We start from the raw sequence: 17032 nt of genomic DNA, 5'->3' as shown, positions 1-17032 counted from the left end.
GCTTTGCCTCCCTTCTTTTCCTGTTTGCTACAGGTCAAACACTTTTTCCTTCGGGGCAAAACGGGCGTGCTGTTCGTTGAGTAAAACGCTCAGGCATTCCGCGCGCTCCTTGCGCGCCGCTTCTTCCGCCGCCGCGCCGATGCTCTCCCGCGTCAATATCCCGTTTTCGGCCAAAAATACAAGCCCCTCCGGGTCGTCGTCCGTAATCAAAAGACCCGCCGCGGCAACGGCGTTTTCTGTTAAATGGGACCGGTACTGTTTTTCGGCAGCCTCGGATAGATGAAAAGGATGCCGCAGGCGTTCCAGCGCGATGCGTAGCGCCGCCGCGGGCTCGGCCTCAATCTTTGCCATGGGAAACTGCTGATCGTAATTAACCGCGTCCACCCGGTTTCCTTGAAAGCACTGCCGGTAACGGTAACCCGCGCCATGGATGAAATGCTCAAAGATATGCGCGGGAGCGTTTTCCACGGACTCCTCAAAATATTCGGGAAAAATCCAAACAGCGGTTTCTCCGCCGCCATGGAACTCAACACGCACCTCCTGCTGTGTTTCCGTTAAAAGGCCGGGCAGGCAGGTCTGCTCGTCCGGGGAAGCGAAAAAGCGGATTTCCTTCAGCGCGCCACAGTTCATAAAGGCGCCGTTGCCGATGCGTGCCGCGCCCGCGCTAAGGCAGAGGCGTTCCAGCGCGGTGCAGTTATAAAACGCGTACTCCCCGATAACCTGTACCCCGGGAGGCAGTTGCACTTCCCGCAGAGAAGCGCCGCCTAGGAACGTTTCTCCGATTCCCGGCACGGGGGCGCTTACCCGTGCAGAGCGGATTTCCGCCTTGGGAGGCAAGCGTCTGGCGGCGGCCGGAGCGGAAAAAGCGTACGCGCAGATTTCCCGAACCGGCAGGCCGTCAACGCATTCCGGAATGGAAACTACGGAGCCGGCGCCCTCGCATGAAAGAACCGCCGCTCCGTTTGGAACGGATATATATTGTATCTTCAAACCGAAGCATCCCTTCTGTTGCACAAATTCGTATTTCACGACCCATACAAAAAGGGGGCGCAAACCCGGTGGGTTCGGCTCCCAAATGCTTAAAAATTTTGGAACTCGCTGCGCCGCTTTCTTTTTGATTATTATACTACAAACCTACGTAAAATTTAAGCTTTTTCAAAGAAACTTCTACTGTTTTATTCTTATAACCGCAAATTCTCTGAAACATAGCAGTTTTCCTTGCTAATAACCCATAAATCATGTAAGATAAAAAGTACTTTGCTTTTCGTGAATAATTAAGAATCGGTAGGTCAAACCGACCGCATTTGCTTTACTCGCAAACAGATAACGGATAAGGATGATAAGGTATGAATACGAAAAAGAGAAGTTTAATGATCGCGCTTATGACGGCGATGTTTCTAGGCGCTGTGGAAGGAACAGTCGTAACGACCGCGATTCCGACAATTGTGAAGGATTTGCAGGGATTCCAGATGATCAGCTTCGTCTTTTCGGTTTACTTACTGGCATCCGCAATTACCACGCCGATTTACGGGAAGCTCTCCGACCTTTACGGCAGAAAAAACACTCTCTCCATTGGAATATTCATCTTTATAACCGGAAGCTTCCTGTGCGGATTATCCCAGAACATGTATATGCTGATCGGGTTCCGCGTCCTTCAAGGGCTGGGTGCCGGTTCGATTTTTACGGTTACATACACCATCGTGGGGGACGTTTTTACGCTGGAAGAGAGGCCAAAGGTACAGGGAATGCTCGGAACGGTCTGGGGAATTGCCAGCCTGGCGGGACCGTTTCTCGGCGGTATCATCATTGAAACGCTGACCTGGCACTGGATTTTCTTCATCAATATTCCTTTTGGCATTCTTTCGGTAATTCTTCTCCAAAGGAATATCAAGGAAAGCTTCGAAAAGAAAAAGCAGCCCTTTGATTTTGCCGGAATTATTACTTTGTCCGCGGCAATGCTGATCTTTTTAAATATGTTTTTATCAATGAATACGGGAAATACAAACCAGAAACCATATTTCATCGCGTCGATAACATTGACGCTTTTTCTGCTGCTCCTGTTTTACAAAATTGAGAAAAAAGCTAAGGAGCCGATTTTCCCCTTTGATATATTTACAAAAGAAAGCACGCTTGCGAATATCATTTGCTTTCTGGCCTCCACGATTATGATTGGCATGGATTGCTATATGCCGATCTACCTGCAAAACGTACTCGGCCTCAGCGCGAAAATTTCCGGATTAAGCATGGCACCGATGTCGATTTCGTGGCTCATCGCATCGGTCGTCCTAGGAAGGTGCATGGTGCGGCGTGGCGGAAAGGCAGCGAACCTGATTTCCAACGGCATTCTTCTGGTCAGCACCCTGTGCCTTCCGACTTTAGGAACAAAATCCCCCTTGATCCTCGTTTTGCTCTACGTATTTATAATGGGGTTTGGCCTTGGGGGCACTTTTACGATTTTGACAATCATGATACAGCAATCCGTAGAATACAATAAAAGAGGCGCCGCAACCGCCGCGAATTCCCTGGTAAAGACATTGGGGGAAACCATCGGGATCAGCATTTTCGGAAGCGTTTTCAATTTATTTCTTACAAAATTCTTTGTGGAACGGGGCATTCATGGGGTGAATCCCGGGAATTTATACAAGTCCTCTACAACCCATCCCGCCGTCACCGGCGAGCTGACAAAGGAAGCCTTAAACAGTTCCCTCCATATCCTGCTTATCCTGTTTCTCATTATATCCATCCTGTGCATGATTTTATCTGTCTGCATACCGGATAAAAACAAGGCTTCGGATTAACGTATTTATAGAGAATATAATCACCCGGTGAAACCCGCATGCTGCGGATATTCCGGGTGATTTTTGGGCATATTGCCAGCAGGGAATACTGATACGGCTCCCCCCTGCCTAAAAACCGATCAATCGGGAAGAAAAAGCGGGACGAACTGGAAGGTGGTGCAGTCCACCAACCCGCGGTTCGTTAAGCGAAGCTCCGGAAGGCAGGCAAGCGGAATCAATGCCATCGTCATAAACGGCGAAACGATACTGCACCCGATCTGTTTCCATGCGGCGCTCAAATTCTCCACAATCCTGCTCATTTCTTCCAGAGGCTTGTCGTTCATCAGGCCCGCGATTGGGAGCGGAACTGTCCCCAGCACCTTGCCGTTCTGCACGGCGGTCATGCCGCCTCCGCAAGCAATCAGCGTGTTTGCCGCCAGCGCCATATCTTCGTCGTTGGTTCCGATCACCAGCAGGTTATGCGCGTCATGCGCAACGGTGGAGGCCATCGCGCCGCACCGGATACCAAAGCCCTTTACAAAGCCGAACCCGACTTTCCCGGTTTCATGGTGGCGTTCGAAAACCGCGGTTTTCAGAACATCCTGCGTTGTGTCGGACGAAACCTGACCGTCCTGTACCCTCAATTTTATATGGCGCTCAAAGGTGCCGACCCGCTCCGGTATAATTTCAATCACGCGCGCGGTTACCTCCTGCCCTTCGGCAGGAATCCGGAAGGACTCCGGCGTGATCGTGCCGCGGACACGCATGGATTTTGTCGCCCATTCCGGATAGCGGTATTCCCCAAGCTCCTCCGTCAGCTTTCCGTTTTTCGCCGCGGTTTTGCCGTCGATCAGAACCCTTGTAATTTCCAGCTTCTCCAGATCGTTAATAAATACGATATCCGCGCATTTTCCGGGCGCGATGGAGCCGAGATCGTGGTCCATCTGGTAGCACTGGGCGCAGTTGATTGTTACCATCTGTATTGCCGTAACAACGTCGATGCCCTCCTGCACCGCGCGGCGCACAATGTGGTCAAGGTGCCCCTGGCTTAAGAGCGTGTACGGGTGCGTGTCATCGGATATGAGCACCGCGAAGCGGGTGTCAATCTTATGCTGGGTAATACTTTTCGCCACTTCATGCAAGTCGTGCCATGCGGATCCTTCACGGAACATAGCATACATACCGAGGCGCATTTTTTGAAGCGCGTCTTCCTCGCGGGTGGACTCGTGGCAACAGCGCACGCCGGAAGCAATATAGGCGTTCAGGCCCTGTCCGGTTTCCGCCATGGAATAATGGCCGGTTATGATTTTATTCGCTTTCAGGGTTTCCGCTAGTTCTCCGTGCGCATGTTCGCTGGAAGACAGGACGCCTGGGAAATTCATCATTTCGCCAAGACCGACCACGCTGTCCCATTTCATCGTCTCCGCCACTTCCTTCGGACCGATAAAACAGCCGGTGTCCTCAAAGCCCGGAACCGCCGGGACACAGGACGGCGTAGTCACCATGGTTTTCAGCGGCGTCCGCTTGGCGTCTTCAATCATGCATTGAACCCCGTCAAGCCCCAGCACATTGCAGATTTCATGGGGATCCATATAAATGCCGGTTGTTCCGTGCGGCACAACCGCGCGCGCGTATTCCCCCACGCTCATCATGGAGGATTCCACATGAATATGCCCGTCCAGGAAGCCAGGGGCGATGTACTGCCCCTGCGCGTCGATTACCGCTGTGCTTTCGCCGATACAATGCTCCGCATTGCCCACCAGCGCAATTCTTCCGCTGGCAATCGCAACATCCGTATCCGGAAGGATTTCGCCCGTACAAACATTTATTAGCTTTGCGTTGCGAATGACTGTTTCGGCGGGTTTTCTTCCCTGTGCAACTGCGGCAAGGGTTTGGCTGCATTCCCAGAGCGGGGAAGCGCAAAATTTGTTTATCATCTGTAGACCTCCAGTACTTTTTGACGTATTTATGTATGCTGCTTTTGCCGATGGAATCGGCCGCCCTTTTGACCGTACAATGGGGTTTCGCCTTCAAGTTATACGCTATCTTCCGGTTCACACGAAGCAAAAGGGCCGACAAAGGATATTGCTATTATAAATCAGAAAACAGTACTTGTAAAATCTTAACAGAAACCTTTCTGAAATTGCAGCGATAATACAGCCGGAAAATCAGCCGCCCCGGCGCAATTGGATAGGATATAAGAAAAGCCGCCCGTTGAAAAGACGGACGGCTTTAAAAGTATATTTTCTTACCACTTGATGGTTACAACCGGCTTGATCAAATCCTTCGGTTTATCTTTCATCAACATGAGTGCCTCTTCAACCTTATCAAGGCCTTCAAAGCGATGGGTAACCAGTTTGCTGGTATCGAGCCTGCCGGATACCATAAGGGAAGCCAGTTTTTCCATGCGGAGCCTGCCGCCCGGCATTAAGCCGCCGGCAATCGCCTTGTGACCCATGCCGCAGCCCCATTCAACACGCGGGATCTTAATATAATCGCCTTCGCCAAGATAGTTGACGTTGCCAATTTTTCCGCCCGGCTTCAGCATTTTAATCGCCTGTGCAAACGTGTCAACATCGCCGCCCGCAATGATAACGCGGTCAACGCCCTTACCGTTCGTCTTTTCCATAACCTGCTCTACAATATCGCCTTCGCGGTAATTAATAATATCCGTAGCACCGTAGGCTTTCGCCGCATTGATGCAATTGGTGCGGGAACCAACAGCAAACAGACGGGAAGCACCGCGGAGAGCCGCACCGGCTACAGACATCAAGCCTACCGGTCCGATACCGACAACGACCACACTATCGCCAAACTGAATATCGGCAAGCTCCACGCCGTGAAAGCCGGTAGGCACCATATCGGCCAGCATACAGGCGGCCGCAGGGTCCATTCCTTCCGGAAGATGCGCCAAATTGCCGTCGGCATCGTTTACATGGAAAAATTCCGCAAACACGCCGTCTTTAAAGTTCGAAAATTTCCATCCTGAAAGCATCCCGCCGGAATGCATCTGGTAACCGGCCTGTGCTTCAAGGGAATTCCAATCAGGAGTAATCGCGGGGACAATAACTTTATCGCCCGGCTTAAAGTCTTTTACAAGGCTGCCTACTTCAACAACCTCACCGATCGCTTCATGGCCGAGGATCATGTCTTTGCGCTCTCCAAGCGCACCTTCCCAAACCGTATGAATATCCGATGTGCAGGGTGCCAAGGCAATTGGGCGGCAAATTGCGTCCATGGGGCCGCAGGCGGGACGGTCTTTTTCAATCCAACCTGTTTTTCCGATTCCTAACATTGCAAATCCTTTCATTTTCTTACTCCTTCCTCTTATTTGTTAACTGTTAATCAAAAGATTAACAAACTATTATTATTTATTATAATCTCCAATTTTTTAACAGTCAATCGTTTTCCAGTTTAATAAATTTTATTAAATATGCCGATATTGCACCTCTGTAAAAAACAAGGGGCCGGATTAAGAAAAGAAGCCCGCGAACCGCAGCGGGCTTCTTTTATTCGGGAATCTTAAAATCCGACTCCTCGTAGCTGGACAAATTTTTATGAAAGTAGGAAAATCCGCAGACTGCGAGAAGGACAAAAACCGGAAGGGCCGAAATAATATAACGCGGCCGGGCCTCAAACAAAAGCTGGTACAGTAGAAATCCAAGGCCCGCGATTCGCAGGATATTCATCAGGGGCATTTTATAATCGTCGCTGTTGTTCAGCAAAGGGCAGATCAGCAAAAAGAGAAGCACAATCCAGACAGCCTGCACCAGATTTGCAAACCGAGGGTAATTCGCCCCGTAAAAACGCAAATAACTTTGCATCCATTTGCTGAAGGGCGCGGTCGATACGCTCGGCTGGTCCACATCGTAGCCTTCCCCCTCCACCCAGAAGGTTCCGTCGCTAAACACCCAGTTCGCCTTATTATATAAAAACCGGGCGTATCCCTTGGGGGTGTACGCCGCTATGCGCCTTTTTGCCTCTGCGAGTGTTCCGGCTTTCTTTTCTTCCGGCGTTTTCAGCGTGTATGCAAACAAATTGTCCTCGCCGCTGTACGCGCCATACAGCGGCTTTCCCGTACTCCCCGACACCTTTGTATTTAACCCCATCATAAAAAAATAGGACATCGGCAGGGCTTGGGAATAGTCCAGAACCTCTGCATACGGTTCCTTCACAGTTACGTTATAAGCCGCACCGCAACTTGCCGCGCCGGCGAAAATTAGAACGAAAGAAAGAAGGCATAACCCAAGCTGTTTCAAGCGGTTCAGGTTTTGGATAAACAAATAAATAACGATTGAAAACAAGGCGATCAATGTATAGGGTTTGATATAATACCCGACCATCGACAAAAAACCGATTAGGAACAGAAGCGCGCCTTTCCATACAATCCGTTTCTCCTCCCGCCATTTCAGAAACAGCAGAAAAATAAGCGGGAAGAACAGCATGGAAAACGTATCGGAGTACGGCACTACCAGCCACGGCGAAAAACCGAAAAGCATGACAAACAGAAGAAGGGACACAAACCCGCAGGTGGTTCCAAACTGCTTCCTGCAAATCAGAAACACCAGAAAAATTGCTATGTCCACAACAAGGACATTCACGACCGCCAAAAACAGCCAGTAATCTGTGCCGCCGAAGGCAAAAAAGGCTTTCAGCAGATATTTCAGCAGGCAGAACATTAGTAGGTTGTTCGGGTAGGTCGAGAAATAAAAACGCTGGGAGGACAAATCCCCCTTTGCAGCGGATTCCACAATGGTGCTGCAATCCCAACCGATCGGGCGGTAAATCGCCTGTACCATTACCATCTGAAGGGCAAACAGCACCAACAGGCCGGCGGCGGCCCACGGAACAGGATGCCTGCGGATAAAGGAAAAGAACGCAGAACAACTTTTGGAAATCCCCCTCGCTTTATAGAGCAATAAAAAAAGAACAACCAGAAGGACACCCGCCATAGTAATGGAAAACGGCATATCAAACTGAAACATACTGCTGGCATTCAAAAAGCAAACATTCAAGAAAATACAGGTAAAAGTAACCAAAAAAACACACCGCAGCAGGAAAAATAGCCACTCCGGAAAAGAGGAGGGCTTTTCATAAAACAAATGAAAAATCCGATTTTTTCTGGAACTTGCAAGGTATCCGCGCAAAGATCCGCACTCCTTTTTTTCAATAATCTATGGTATTCTAGCATTTATTTTTATTTTCTTGATTACAGATTAAAGAAACTGTGATAAAATAGAAAAAAAGAGAAATTTGTCGATTTGAGGAAACACATGTGGAACAAAGCCTACAAATACACATTCAAACTGCATATTTCGCATAACCCGGTTTCTGTATCAAAGCAGTCGGCTCATTTTCACACAATAAAAATCATTCTATATTTACAAAATTTTAACAATAAATTCAGTAAATATGATGTAATCGAAAAAATTATACAGAATTATTTTAAAATTTATGAAGGGGCATATCTGAACGAAACCGCTTCCTTCTATGAGCTGGATCCCACCATTGAAAATATCGGAAGAGTTTTTTACAGCCATTTGAAATCCATCGTCCGGGAAAACGGATTCGAATTATTAACGCTGGAAATCAGCGAAACCCCTACCCGGATTTTTAGTATATCAGAAAAAGAAATTTTTTAATTCTGCCTACTATAATAACCAAGAAAGGATGCGTGTACAAATGAAGCAACATCGTTTTTTTATACTGCTGGTTCTTTCCGCGCTTATGGCGATTTGCTCCCCGGCATATGCTTTTGCAAGCGGAATCCCATCGAGCTCCGGCAATTCCGTTATTCAGATTGACGGGAATTTCGACGACTGGAAAGACGTTCCGTATTCCTATGAATATAACTGGAACAACCCCTATATCCTGTATAACCAATGGAACCCTGCCACGCAAAAAAACGAAACAGTTACCTACACCGATGAAAATGGAAAGCCCTACAACACAACAATCCGGCATAAGATGTCGCTTTACAGGGACGACCAATACGTTTACTTACATATTATTATGGCAAAAAACTACTACCACAGCATCATCGGCGACGATTATGAATTCTGGTGCGACGGGAAACGGGTTATGTTTCAGGTCGTAATGCCCGGAGGACGCACGATTACAAGTTCTTCGTTCGGTCCCGGAATCCACCCGGTAGAGGTAAGGCACGGGGATTCCGGCATTGCTTGGAGCATTGCAAAAGGTTCAAAGGCCATACTGAAAAGGAATCCGGGCGGCGTGAACGACGAACTGGAAATGAAAATCCCGTTTTCGGAATTGAAACGCCAGAGACCCAGCATTGACCCGGACGATATCCGCGTTCTGGAATTCTTTACCCCCAACCTCATGTACCGGCATATCGCGTGCGCCGGTACGGATACTGCTCCCTATATCGGCATTGCGGTCTGTGCCGCTTTCGCCGTTGCTGGATATTTACTTTACAGAAAGAAAGGTAAACAGTTGGTATGACGGCAGTTTCCATCCTGTGTTTTATCATATGGCTTTATATTCTTAGGGTCGGATACCGTTCCAAACTGGATTTCTTTACCTTTGTCTGGGGTAGTGTGGGCGTTTTTGTCTTTATGATGATATGGGTCAGCCCTTCCCTGTCCGTTCCTTTCTCCAAACTAATATCCTACGTTTCGGGGCTGGTGGGACAGGCAACGCATATGTACGAAGCCTCCACGCAACTGGGAATCTTATTTGTTCCCAACGCGAAATCCTCCGTCATTTCCCTGTATATTGACCTGGAATGTTCCGGGATTATTGAAATTATGGCGTTTCTCTGCATGCTTTGCTTTTTCCCCGTTTTCAGCGTCAAGGAAAAGCTGATGATCGGAGTGGGGGCGGTTGTCTGGATATTTGCCGCAAACATCCTGCGCGTATTCCTAATCTGTATGATGGTTTACTACCGCGGTTTGAGCGCTTTCTATCTGGCGCATTCCATAGTGGGGCGCATGGTGTTCTACATCCTTTCCATCGCCCTCTATTTCCTTGTGTTTACAAAAGCCCAGATCAGAAGGCAGAAAGTCGGAGGCTTCCGTTATGCTGGAAATCATTAAATTTTTATCCAGCCAGTTCATTTTCTGGCTGGCATGGATCTTTATCCCGCTTGTAATGGAAGGCGTGCCTTCCGTAATCAGCTTTTTCCTGCTTCTGAAAAAGGGGGTTCGCCAAAAAAAGGAAAAGAACCCGATCCTTTTGCCCGAAATCTCCCTGATTATCCCGGTTTACAATTCCAGCGACACGCTGGAAGCGTGCCTTGAATCCGTTTATCATTCCAATTACCCTTTGGATTTAATCGATATCCTGTTGGTGAATAACAAAAGCACCGATGACAGTTTCCTTGTCTATCAAATGGCACAAGCGAAATTCCCGAAACTGTCCATGCAGTGGCTGAACGCAAAGCAGGGTAAATCCAAGGCGCTGAATATGGCGCTGTATAACAGCGAAGGAAAATACATAATCCATATCGACAGCGACGGAAAGCTGCACCCCGACGCGCTGAAGAACATCGTCGTGCGGTTTGAAAACAACCTGAACATCCATTGTATGACGGGAAGCATTTTGACCGACCCGGATTTAATTAATCAGACGAAGGGTCCCTTAAAGCGCCTGTTCCGCAAACTGGAATTCATGGAATACTGCCAGGCGTTTCTGGTCGGCAGGAATTTCGAAGCGGAGCTGAACAGTATTTTTACCCTGTCTGGCGCGTTTTCCGCCTTCCGGAAATCCACTATTTTGAAAACGCAGCTCTACAACACCGACACCGTCAGCGAAGACACCCACGTAACCTTTCAGGTGCGCAAGCTGCTGAAGCAAAAGGTGTATATCTGTGAAAACGCGTTTTTTCTGGTGGACCCGATCGAAGACTTCAACAAGCTGTATGTGCAGCGCCAGCGTTGGCAGCGCGGCGAGCTGGAAGTCGCCCACATGTTCCATATGGAAAAATTCTCACTGCTGCCCGGCTTCTTTTCGAACTTTATGGTGCGTCTCCTGCTGTTTGACCATACGTTTGTCTTTCCCCGGATGATCTGGTACTTTGCGCTTATCTTCCTTGCGTTCTGGGGTTCCCAGGTACAGCATATTGTCACATCCGTTCTGATTTTATACTGTATGTATGTTTTAACAACATTTTTATTCTATCTGAACGTCAATATCTACTTTTCGAATTTCCCGGAATACAAAAGCTTCTACCGGTCTAAGTTCTATCTGATATTTCTGCTGCCGCTCTACAATTTTATTGTTTTCTGGATCCGTGTTGCGGGGATCATCAACAGCATAAAAGGGCACAATAGTTGGCGTACCAGCAATATTACGGAGGAATTTTCGAAATTCCGCAAGGTTGTCCGGTCCGATCTTTTTGTTTTTTCCTGCTTCTTCATACATAAACAAAAACGCGTGCGGACAATGCGTAAAGGGGAAATGAAAATTGGGATTTGAACAGTACAAGTTTAAATTTTATCTGAACGCAAACCATGCGATTCAAATTAACGGCCGAACCGGCGAAGTACATCCGCACACCTGGGAAATCAGCATTATAGCCGTTAAGAGGAACGATCGCTTTGTGCGTTTCAACGATATGGAAGCGGTTATTGACGCGATGTTCGACAAGTATCAGGACAAGCTGATCAACGAAGTGGAACCTTTTAACGAAATAAATCCCACTCTGGAAAATATATGTGAAGTCTTTCGGGACAAAATTGACCGGATACTCAAAAACGAGGGCTGGGAGCTGAAAAGGATTGAAGTCAGCGAAACGCCCGCGCGGTCCTATGTTATGACTTACGCGGATGATACGTCCAGTCTGGAAAAACCGGCTTTATCCGGATTGGATAAGGACGCGCAGGAACAGTACATTACCAATATCATCAACGAATATCTTCACCCGGAAAACGGCGCTCTGTCGTAAACACGGGGCATGAAAAAGGACGGCTCTGCATGGGCCGTTCTTTTTTTATCGAAATTCGAACAAATCATCATGGGAAGAAAGCATAAAAAACAAAATAGTATCCCATAATAAAACTTAAAACCGGAATGTTAGGAATCTGGCAAAATGATTGTTCTTTTAAAGGGCCTTGAATGTTACACCCCAAAACACATCGGAAAAAATGATATTTTGATAAGCGGGGGAAAAATTGAAAAGATACGGCCCGAAATCCACCTAAACAGCGAATATGTACACATTTACGATTGCGGCGGCCTAATCGCCTTGCCGGGCCTGATTGACCAGCACGTCCATATTCTGGGCGGCGGCGGCGAAGGAGGCTTTATAAGCCGCATTGGGGAAATCGAGGCCAACGAAATTCTGGAAACCGGCGTTACCACCCTTGTGGGATTGCTGGGCGCGGACAGCTGTACCCGAAGCCTAGACGCCCTTTACGCAAAAGCAAAAGCATTGGAGGAGGCGGGAATCACAACCTATCTTTATTCCGGTGCATATTCCATGCCGCCCGTCACCTTTACCGGAAGCATCGTGCGCGATTTGGCATTTATTGATAAGGTAATCGGAATCGGCGAAATTGCCGTTTCAGACCACCGTTCCTCCCACTGCGGGCTGCATGAGATGCTGAAAATGGCGTCGGACACCCACTTAGGAGGACTCCTTGGAAAAAAAGCCGGCGTTCTGCACCTGCATATGGGCAGCGGGAAACAGGGGCTGGCTCCTGTTCTGCAGATGCTGGAGCACAGCGAACTGCCTATGGAAGAATTTGTCCCCACCCATGTGAACCGCGACAGGGAATTATTTGGACAGGCGGTGGAATACTGCAAGTCTGGGGGTTGCATTGACCTTACAACCGGCGAAACCGACGGGATTTCCGTCCCGGACGCAGTAGAACGGCTGATCCGATCCGGATGCAGTTTGAAAAACGTTACAGTCAGTTCTGATGCAAACGGAAGTAATCCAAACGGTACTGTCAGCCGCATTCATACTTTGTGGGAGGACATTCTCCGCTGTATTACTTATAAAAAAATCGACCCGGAAACCGCATTTAGCCTGGTGACGCAGAATGTGGCAAAAGTATTGAAGCTATACCCCCGAAAAGGAGCGCTTCTGGAAGGAAGCGATGCGGACATTCTGGTCATCAGCCGAAATTACGAAATAAAAAAACTTTTCAGCGCAGGGAAACTGTTGAAAGAATATGAAAACACAGGTGAAAAGAATGCAAAAAAGAGGTTACCTTATCATTATCGGAGGCGCAGAAGATAAGAACGGCGAAAGCGTAATCCTGAAGCAAGCGCCCGAAATGCTCTCCGATAATGATATTCTTACGGTCTTAACTACGGCGACGGAAAACCCGGAAAAGGTCGGGGCAAATTATCACGAGGTATTCGAACGGCTTGGCGTAACCAATATCGAAATCTTAAATATCAACACGCGCGAGAACGCGGAAAATGAGCATTACTGCGAAATGATCCGAAAATCCAAATGCATTTTTATGACGGGCGGCGACCAGCTCCGCATCACAAGCATTTTGGGCGGAACAAAGGCATACAGCGAAATAAAAAATCTTTACGACGAGGGTGGAATCATTATGGGAACCAGCGCCGGCGCGTCCGTAATGACTTCCACCATGGTGGTTCAGGGGAAAGACAATGAGCCCGCCCGGAAATGCACCCTGAAAATGGCGCCGGGGCTGGGCCTTTTGAACGGCGTGATTATCGACCAGCATTTCGATCAGCGCGGGCGGTTCGGGCGGCTGCTTTGCGGGGTGGCGGAGAACCCGGATGTTTTGGGAATCGGTATTGACGAGGATACCGCCATCAAAGTTTACCCCGACCTGCACTTCGAAATTATCGGCTCGAACGCGGTAACGATCATTGATGGGAAAACCATTCAGAGTTCGAATGTTTCCGAACTAAACCCGGATGAGATCCTTGCCATTATGGGCGTAACGGTTCACGCGCTTCCCCAGGGGTATGGATTTGATCTGACTGAAAGAAAGGTCTTACGTTTAAAAGATGGGAACTGATAAAATACGAATTCTGGACTTTATTACCTATCCGGGCCGGAATATTTACTGCCACAGGCCCATTATGAAACTGATCGTGGACATCGGTGAATATTGGGATATCCCCACAAAGGATATCGAGGGGTTCCATGACCGCCTGCTGAAAGCCTTTCCGGGGCTTAGAAAAAACTGCTGCAGTCTTGGGTACGAGGGCGGTTTCCTGAAACGGCTGAAAGAAGGGACCTACCTTGCGCATGTGCTTGAGCATGTTATTCTGGAAATGCAGTACATGCTCGGCTACAAAGTAAAATTCGGGAAAACCCGTGTGCTGGAGGAGCCTTCGGTTTACTACCTTGTTTATGAGTTTCAGAACGAGGTCTGCGGGCTGGAATGCGGGAAAACCGCTGTTTTTATTTTGAATTGTTTTCTCAACGGCACAGAACCCGACACGCAGTTCTTTATGGATTATCTAAAAAAAATCTCCATCGATGCGGAGCTTGGCCCAAGCACCACGGCGATTGTGCAGGAAGCGAAGCGCCGGAACATTCCGGTAACGAGGATCGGCCACGAAAGCCTTGTGCAGCTCGGCTACGGAAAGTACAGCCGGATTGTGGAATCCACCCTGACGGACGCAACATCCTGCATCGCCGCCGACATCTCCTGCAACAAACAGCTTACGAAAACCATTCTTGCCGAAAACCACATTCCCGTGCCGTACGGAAAGGTGGTCTATTCCGAAATCTCCGCCGTCATCGCGGCAAAGCAGATCGGCCTTCCCGTCGTGCTGAAGCCCTGTGACGGCAATCAGGGAAAGGGCGTCGTTTTAAATTTAGACCGGGAAGAAGATATTAAAAACGCGTTCCGCGAGGGATGCAAATACGGCAGCGGGGTGATCGTTGAAAAATTTGTAAGGGGAAACGATTACCGTGTGCTTGTGGTCGGCAATAAAGTGAGCGCGGTTGCCAAGCGCCTGCCCGCCATGGTTGTCGGCGACGGAAAGCATACGGTCAGGGAACTGGTCGATCTGGTAAATCTGGATGAAAACCGCGGGGAACAGCACGAAAAGCCCCTGACAAAAATCAAGATCGATGAAATTTCCATCCGTATCCTGGAAAATGAAAATTTGACGGTGGATTCCATTCCGGAGCAAGGCCGGGTGGTAAAGCTTCGCGCAAACGGGAACCTGAGCACCGGCGGCACGGCAATCGACTGCACCGACCAGATTCATCCGGAAAACGCGGAGCTTGCCGTCCGGGCCGCGAAATCCATCGGGATTGACATTGCGGGAATCGACATCGTCACGGAGGATATCTCAAAATCCATTTTGGATACCGGAGGCGTGATTGTGGAAGTAAATTCCGCGCCCGGCATTCGCATGCACATTTACCCAAGCCAGGGCACGCCGCGGAATGTTGCGGCAGACATTGTGGATCTTCTGTTCCCTACGGACGAATCCATCCGCTTCCCCATTGTTTCCGTTACCGGAACCAATGGAAAAACCACAACGGCGCGCCTGATAGCCCACACGCTGTCTTTATGCGACAGAAAGGTTGGTTTGACCAGCACCAGCGGAACGTTTGTGAACGGAAAATGCCTTTTTAAAGGCGATCATTCCGGGCCGCGCAGCGCCAAAACCCTTTTATCGAATAAGGATATCGATTGTGCGGTTCTGGAAACTGCACGCGGCGGCATTATCCGGGAAGGTCTGGGGTATGATCTGGCCGACGTCGGAATTGTGATGAATATTGGCGAAGACCATTTGGGAATGGACGGAACCGAAACGCTGGAGGACCTCGCTTACGTCAAATCTCTGGTAACGGAAGCGGTTAAGGAAAACGGCTACGCTGTTTTGAACGCGGAAGACGGTATGACCCCCTATCTGGCGGAACGGACAAGGGCAAATATCGTCCTCTTTTCAAAAAACAACCGTTTCGAAAAAATCGGCAAAGAGGAGCAGATCCGGGTGTTTGCACAGGACGGATGGATTCGCATACAGGAAAAAGAAACCCTGATTTCCCTTCTTCCTGCAGCGGATGTCCCGATCACCTGCGGCGGAAAGATTGCATGCAATATTGAAAATTCGCTGGCCGCAACCGCAGCCCTCTATGCGCTGGGGATTCCCGCCGATAGAATCGCACAGGGCCTGCGGTCGTATAAACAAAACAGCGGACGCTTCAGCTTATATGATGTGAATAATTTTCACATTATGCTTGATTACGGGCATAACCTTCCGGGATATCAAGAGGTCATTCGGGCCTGCAAACACTTTCAGCCGAAAAGGCTGGTCGGTGTAATCGGGATGCCCGGCGACCGCAGCGATAAAGCCATCCGCTCGGTAGGCGCTTTATGCGCCGAATCCTTCGACCGGATTTATATTAAGGAGGATGAGGACAAGCGCGGCAGGGAACCGCTGGAAGTAGCCAATCTGTTTAAAAGCGCAATCCTCGAAAAAAATTACGATGAAGAAAAAGTAACGGTCATCGAAAACGAGCTGGAAGCTCTAAAAGCAGCCGTTGAAAGTGCAGATGCCGGCGATCTGATTGTTATCCTCTACGAAAAACTGGAACCCCTTCAGGAATATTTAAACGCAATCGGCGCGAAGCCCGCGCAATAACGAAAAGAGGACATGGAAAAATCCATGTCTTCTTTTCTATAATTTCGAAACCCGTTTGCTGCAAATTGCTAATTTAAAAATATTTGAAAAAATATGTTGCAATATCCCTCCTATGTTGTCTTTATAAAATTGAAAAAAATGATTTTATATTTATAAGGAGATAGTTCTGGAATATCAGCCATCGAGTCGGTTCAATTCGTTACCTGCCTTGGCGTTTTCAATGTTGATGACATTCTTTAAATACGATCGGCTGTATATTTGGATACTTTCTTTGCCGAATTGTAAGCGGTGGGAAGTATGCAGCAAAATTCGAACTTAAGCTGGCTTGTAAGCCTGTGGGAGAAAATGAAGCTTTTTTAAAGAAACAATCCTATCTATTAGCAAGACTCGAGTCATGGCTATGTAGTTCGACTGAACGCCTATTGATACATTCGGCAGGCGCTTTTTCCATATACATAAAACGGCTTGCAAAGATTCCCCTATTTTCTGTTTTGTCCTTTCAAAAGGATGTTTATCGAAGCCTGCGCCGCCTGACTCAGAATCCTGCGTTCATCGTCCGGAGCATTGTCCGCGAAGGCGGCGTCGCAGAAAAGAATCCGCGTCCCCCCAATGGAATATTCTTCTACGATTTCCCCTTCAGCCGGAATTTTCGCAAGCATGATTATCACCACGCTACATGTGTATTCCTATTG

At 48.5% G+C, this 17032-nt stretch carries 14 protein-coding genes; 9 read left to right on the top strand and 5 right to left on the bottom strand.

Annotated features, from left to right (window positions below; genetic code table 11):
- Positions 1 to 27: 27 nt before the first annotated feature.
- Positions 28 to 990, bottom strand: coding sequence for a leucine-rich repeat protein (locus tag CAGA_RS03955; protein WP_167875149.1), 963 nt, complete (start codon positions 988 to 990; stop codon positions 28 to 30).
- A gap of 356 nt (positions 991 to 1346) precedes the next feature.
- Here CAGA_RS03955 and CAGA_RS03950 point away from each other — a divergent pair, with 356 nt between their 5' ends.
- The gene (locus CAGA_RS03950; protein ID WP_135657959.1) at positions 1347 to 2798 is read left to right on the top strand and encodes an MDR family MFS transporter; all 1452 of its coding nucleotides are present in this window, start codon (positions 1347 to 1349) and stop codon (positions 2796 to 2798) included.
- 119 nt (positions 2799 to 2917) lie between these two features.
- Here CAGA_RS03950 and ade read toward each other — a convergent pair whose 3' ends face one another.
- From ade to CAGA_RS03935, 3 genes are all read right to left on the bottom strand, one after another.
- Positions 2918 to 4714, bottom strand: a complete 1797-nt coding sequence (ade, locus tag CAGA_RS03945) for an adenine deaminase (protein WP_135657957.1) — start codon at positions 4712 to 4714, stop codon at positions 2918 to 2920.
- A gap of 311 nt (positions 4715 to 5025) precedes the next feature.
- Positions 5026 to 6087 carry an NAD(P)-dependent alcohol dehydrogenase gene (locus CAGA_RS03940; RefSeq protein ID WP_135657955.1) on the bottom strand — a complete coding sequence of 354 codons (1062 nt, stop codon included), beginning with the start codon at positions 6085 to 6087 and terminating at the stop codon, positions 5026 to 5028.
- 199 nt (positions 6088 to 6286) lie between these two features.
- Positions 6287 to 7762, bottom strand: coding sequence for a glycosyltransferase family protein (locus CAGA_RS03935; protein WP_135657952.1), 1476 nt, complete (start codon positions 7760 to 7762; stop codon positions 6287 to 6289).
- A gap of 288 nt (positions 7763 to 8050) precedes the next feature.
- On the opposite strand from CAGA_RS03935, the gene CAGA_RS03930 reads away from it, so the two are divergent.
- The 8 genes from CAGA_RS03930 (at position 8051) to cphA (ending at position 16340) form a co-directional block, all read left to right on the top strand.
- Entirely contained in the window at positions 8051 to 8419 is a 369-nt protein-coding gene (locus tag CAGA_RS03930) for a 6-carboxytetrahydropterin synthase (RefSeq protein ID WP_135657950.1), read from the top strand.
- Positions 8420 to 8459: 40 nt separating this feature from the next.
- Positions 8460 to 9242, top strand: a complete 783-nt coding sequence (locus tag CAGA_RS03925) for a Firmicu-CTERM sorting domain-containing protein (RefSeq protein WP_135657948.1) — start codon at positions 8460 to 8462, stop codon at positions 9240 to 9242.
- On the top strand, positions 9239 to 9835 hold the full coding sequence (xrtG, locus tag CAGA_RS03920) for an exosortase family protein XrtG (protein WP_135657946.1): 597 nt from the start codon (positions 9239 to 9241) through the stop codon (positions 9833 to 9835). The genes CAGA_RS03925 and xrtG overlap by 4 nt, the downstream gene beginning before the upstream one ends.
- Entirely contained in the window at positions 9819 to 11216 is a 1398-nt protein-coding gene (locus tag CAGA_RS03915) for a TIGR03111 family XrtG-associated glycosyltransferase (RefSeq protein ID WP_135657944.1), read from the top strand. Before xrtG ends, CAGA_RS03915 begins: the two co-directional genes overlap by 17 nt.
- Complete coding sequence (locus CAGA_RS03910; RefSeq protein ID WP_135657942.1) at positions 11206 to 11685, top strand: 6-carboxytetrahydropterin synthase; 480 nt, start codon at positions 11206 to 11208, stop codon at positions 11683 to 11685. The genes CAGA_RS03915 and CAGA_RS03910 overlap by 11 nt, the downstream gene beginning before the upstream one ends.
- A gap of 144 nt (positions 11686 to 11829) precedes the next feature.
- Entirely contained in the window at positions 11830 to 12984 is a 1155-nt protein-coding gene (gene iadA, locus CAGA_RS03905; protein WP_135657940.1) for a beta-aspartyl-peptidase, read from the top strand.
- Entirely contained in the window at positions 12938 to 13747 is an 810-nt protein-coding gene (locus CAGA_RS03900; RefSeq protein ID WP_135657938.1) for a cyanophycinase, read from the top strand. Before iadA ends, CAGA_RS03900 begins: the two co-directional genes overlap by 47 nt.
- Positions 13737 to 16340 carry a cyanophycin synthetase gene (cphA, locus tag CAGA_RS03895; RefSeq protein ID WP_135657935.1) on the top strand — a complete coding sequence of 868 codons (2604 nt, stop codon included), beginning with the start codon at positions 13737 to 13739 and terminating at the stop codon, positions 16338 to 16340. The genes CAGA_RS03900 and cphA overlap by 11 nt, the downstream gene beginning before the upstream one ends.
- Before the next feature lie 479 nt (positions 16341 to 16819).
- Here the strand turns inward: cphA and CAGA_RS03890 are convergent, their stop codons facing one another.
- Entirely contained in the window at positions 16820 to 16999 is a 180-nt protein-coding gene (locus CAGA_RS03890; RefSeq protein ID WP_135657933.1) for a hypothetical protein, read from the bottom strand.
- Positions 17000 to 17032 lie beyond the last annotated feature (33 nt).

Origin of the sequence: Caproiciproducens galactitolivorans (assembly GCF_004768785.1) — a bacterium.
GTDB lineage: Bacteria > Bacillota > Clostridia > Oscillospirales > Acutalibacteraceae > Caproiciproducens > Caproiciproducens galactitolivorans.
Note: the sequence above shows the minus strand (reverse complement) of the source record. Positions and strands in the feature narration are given on the sequence as shown.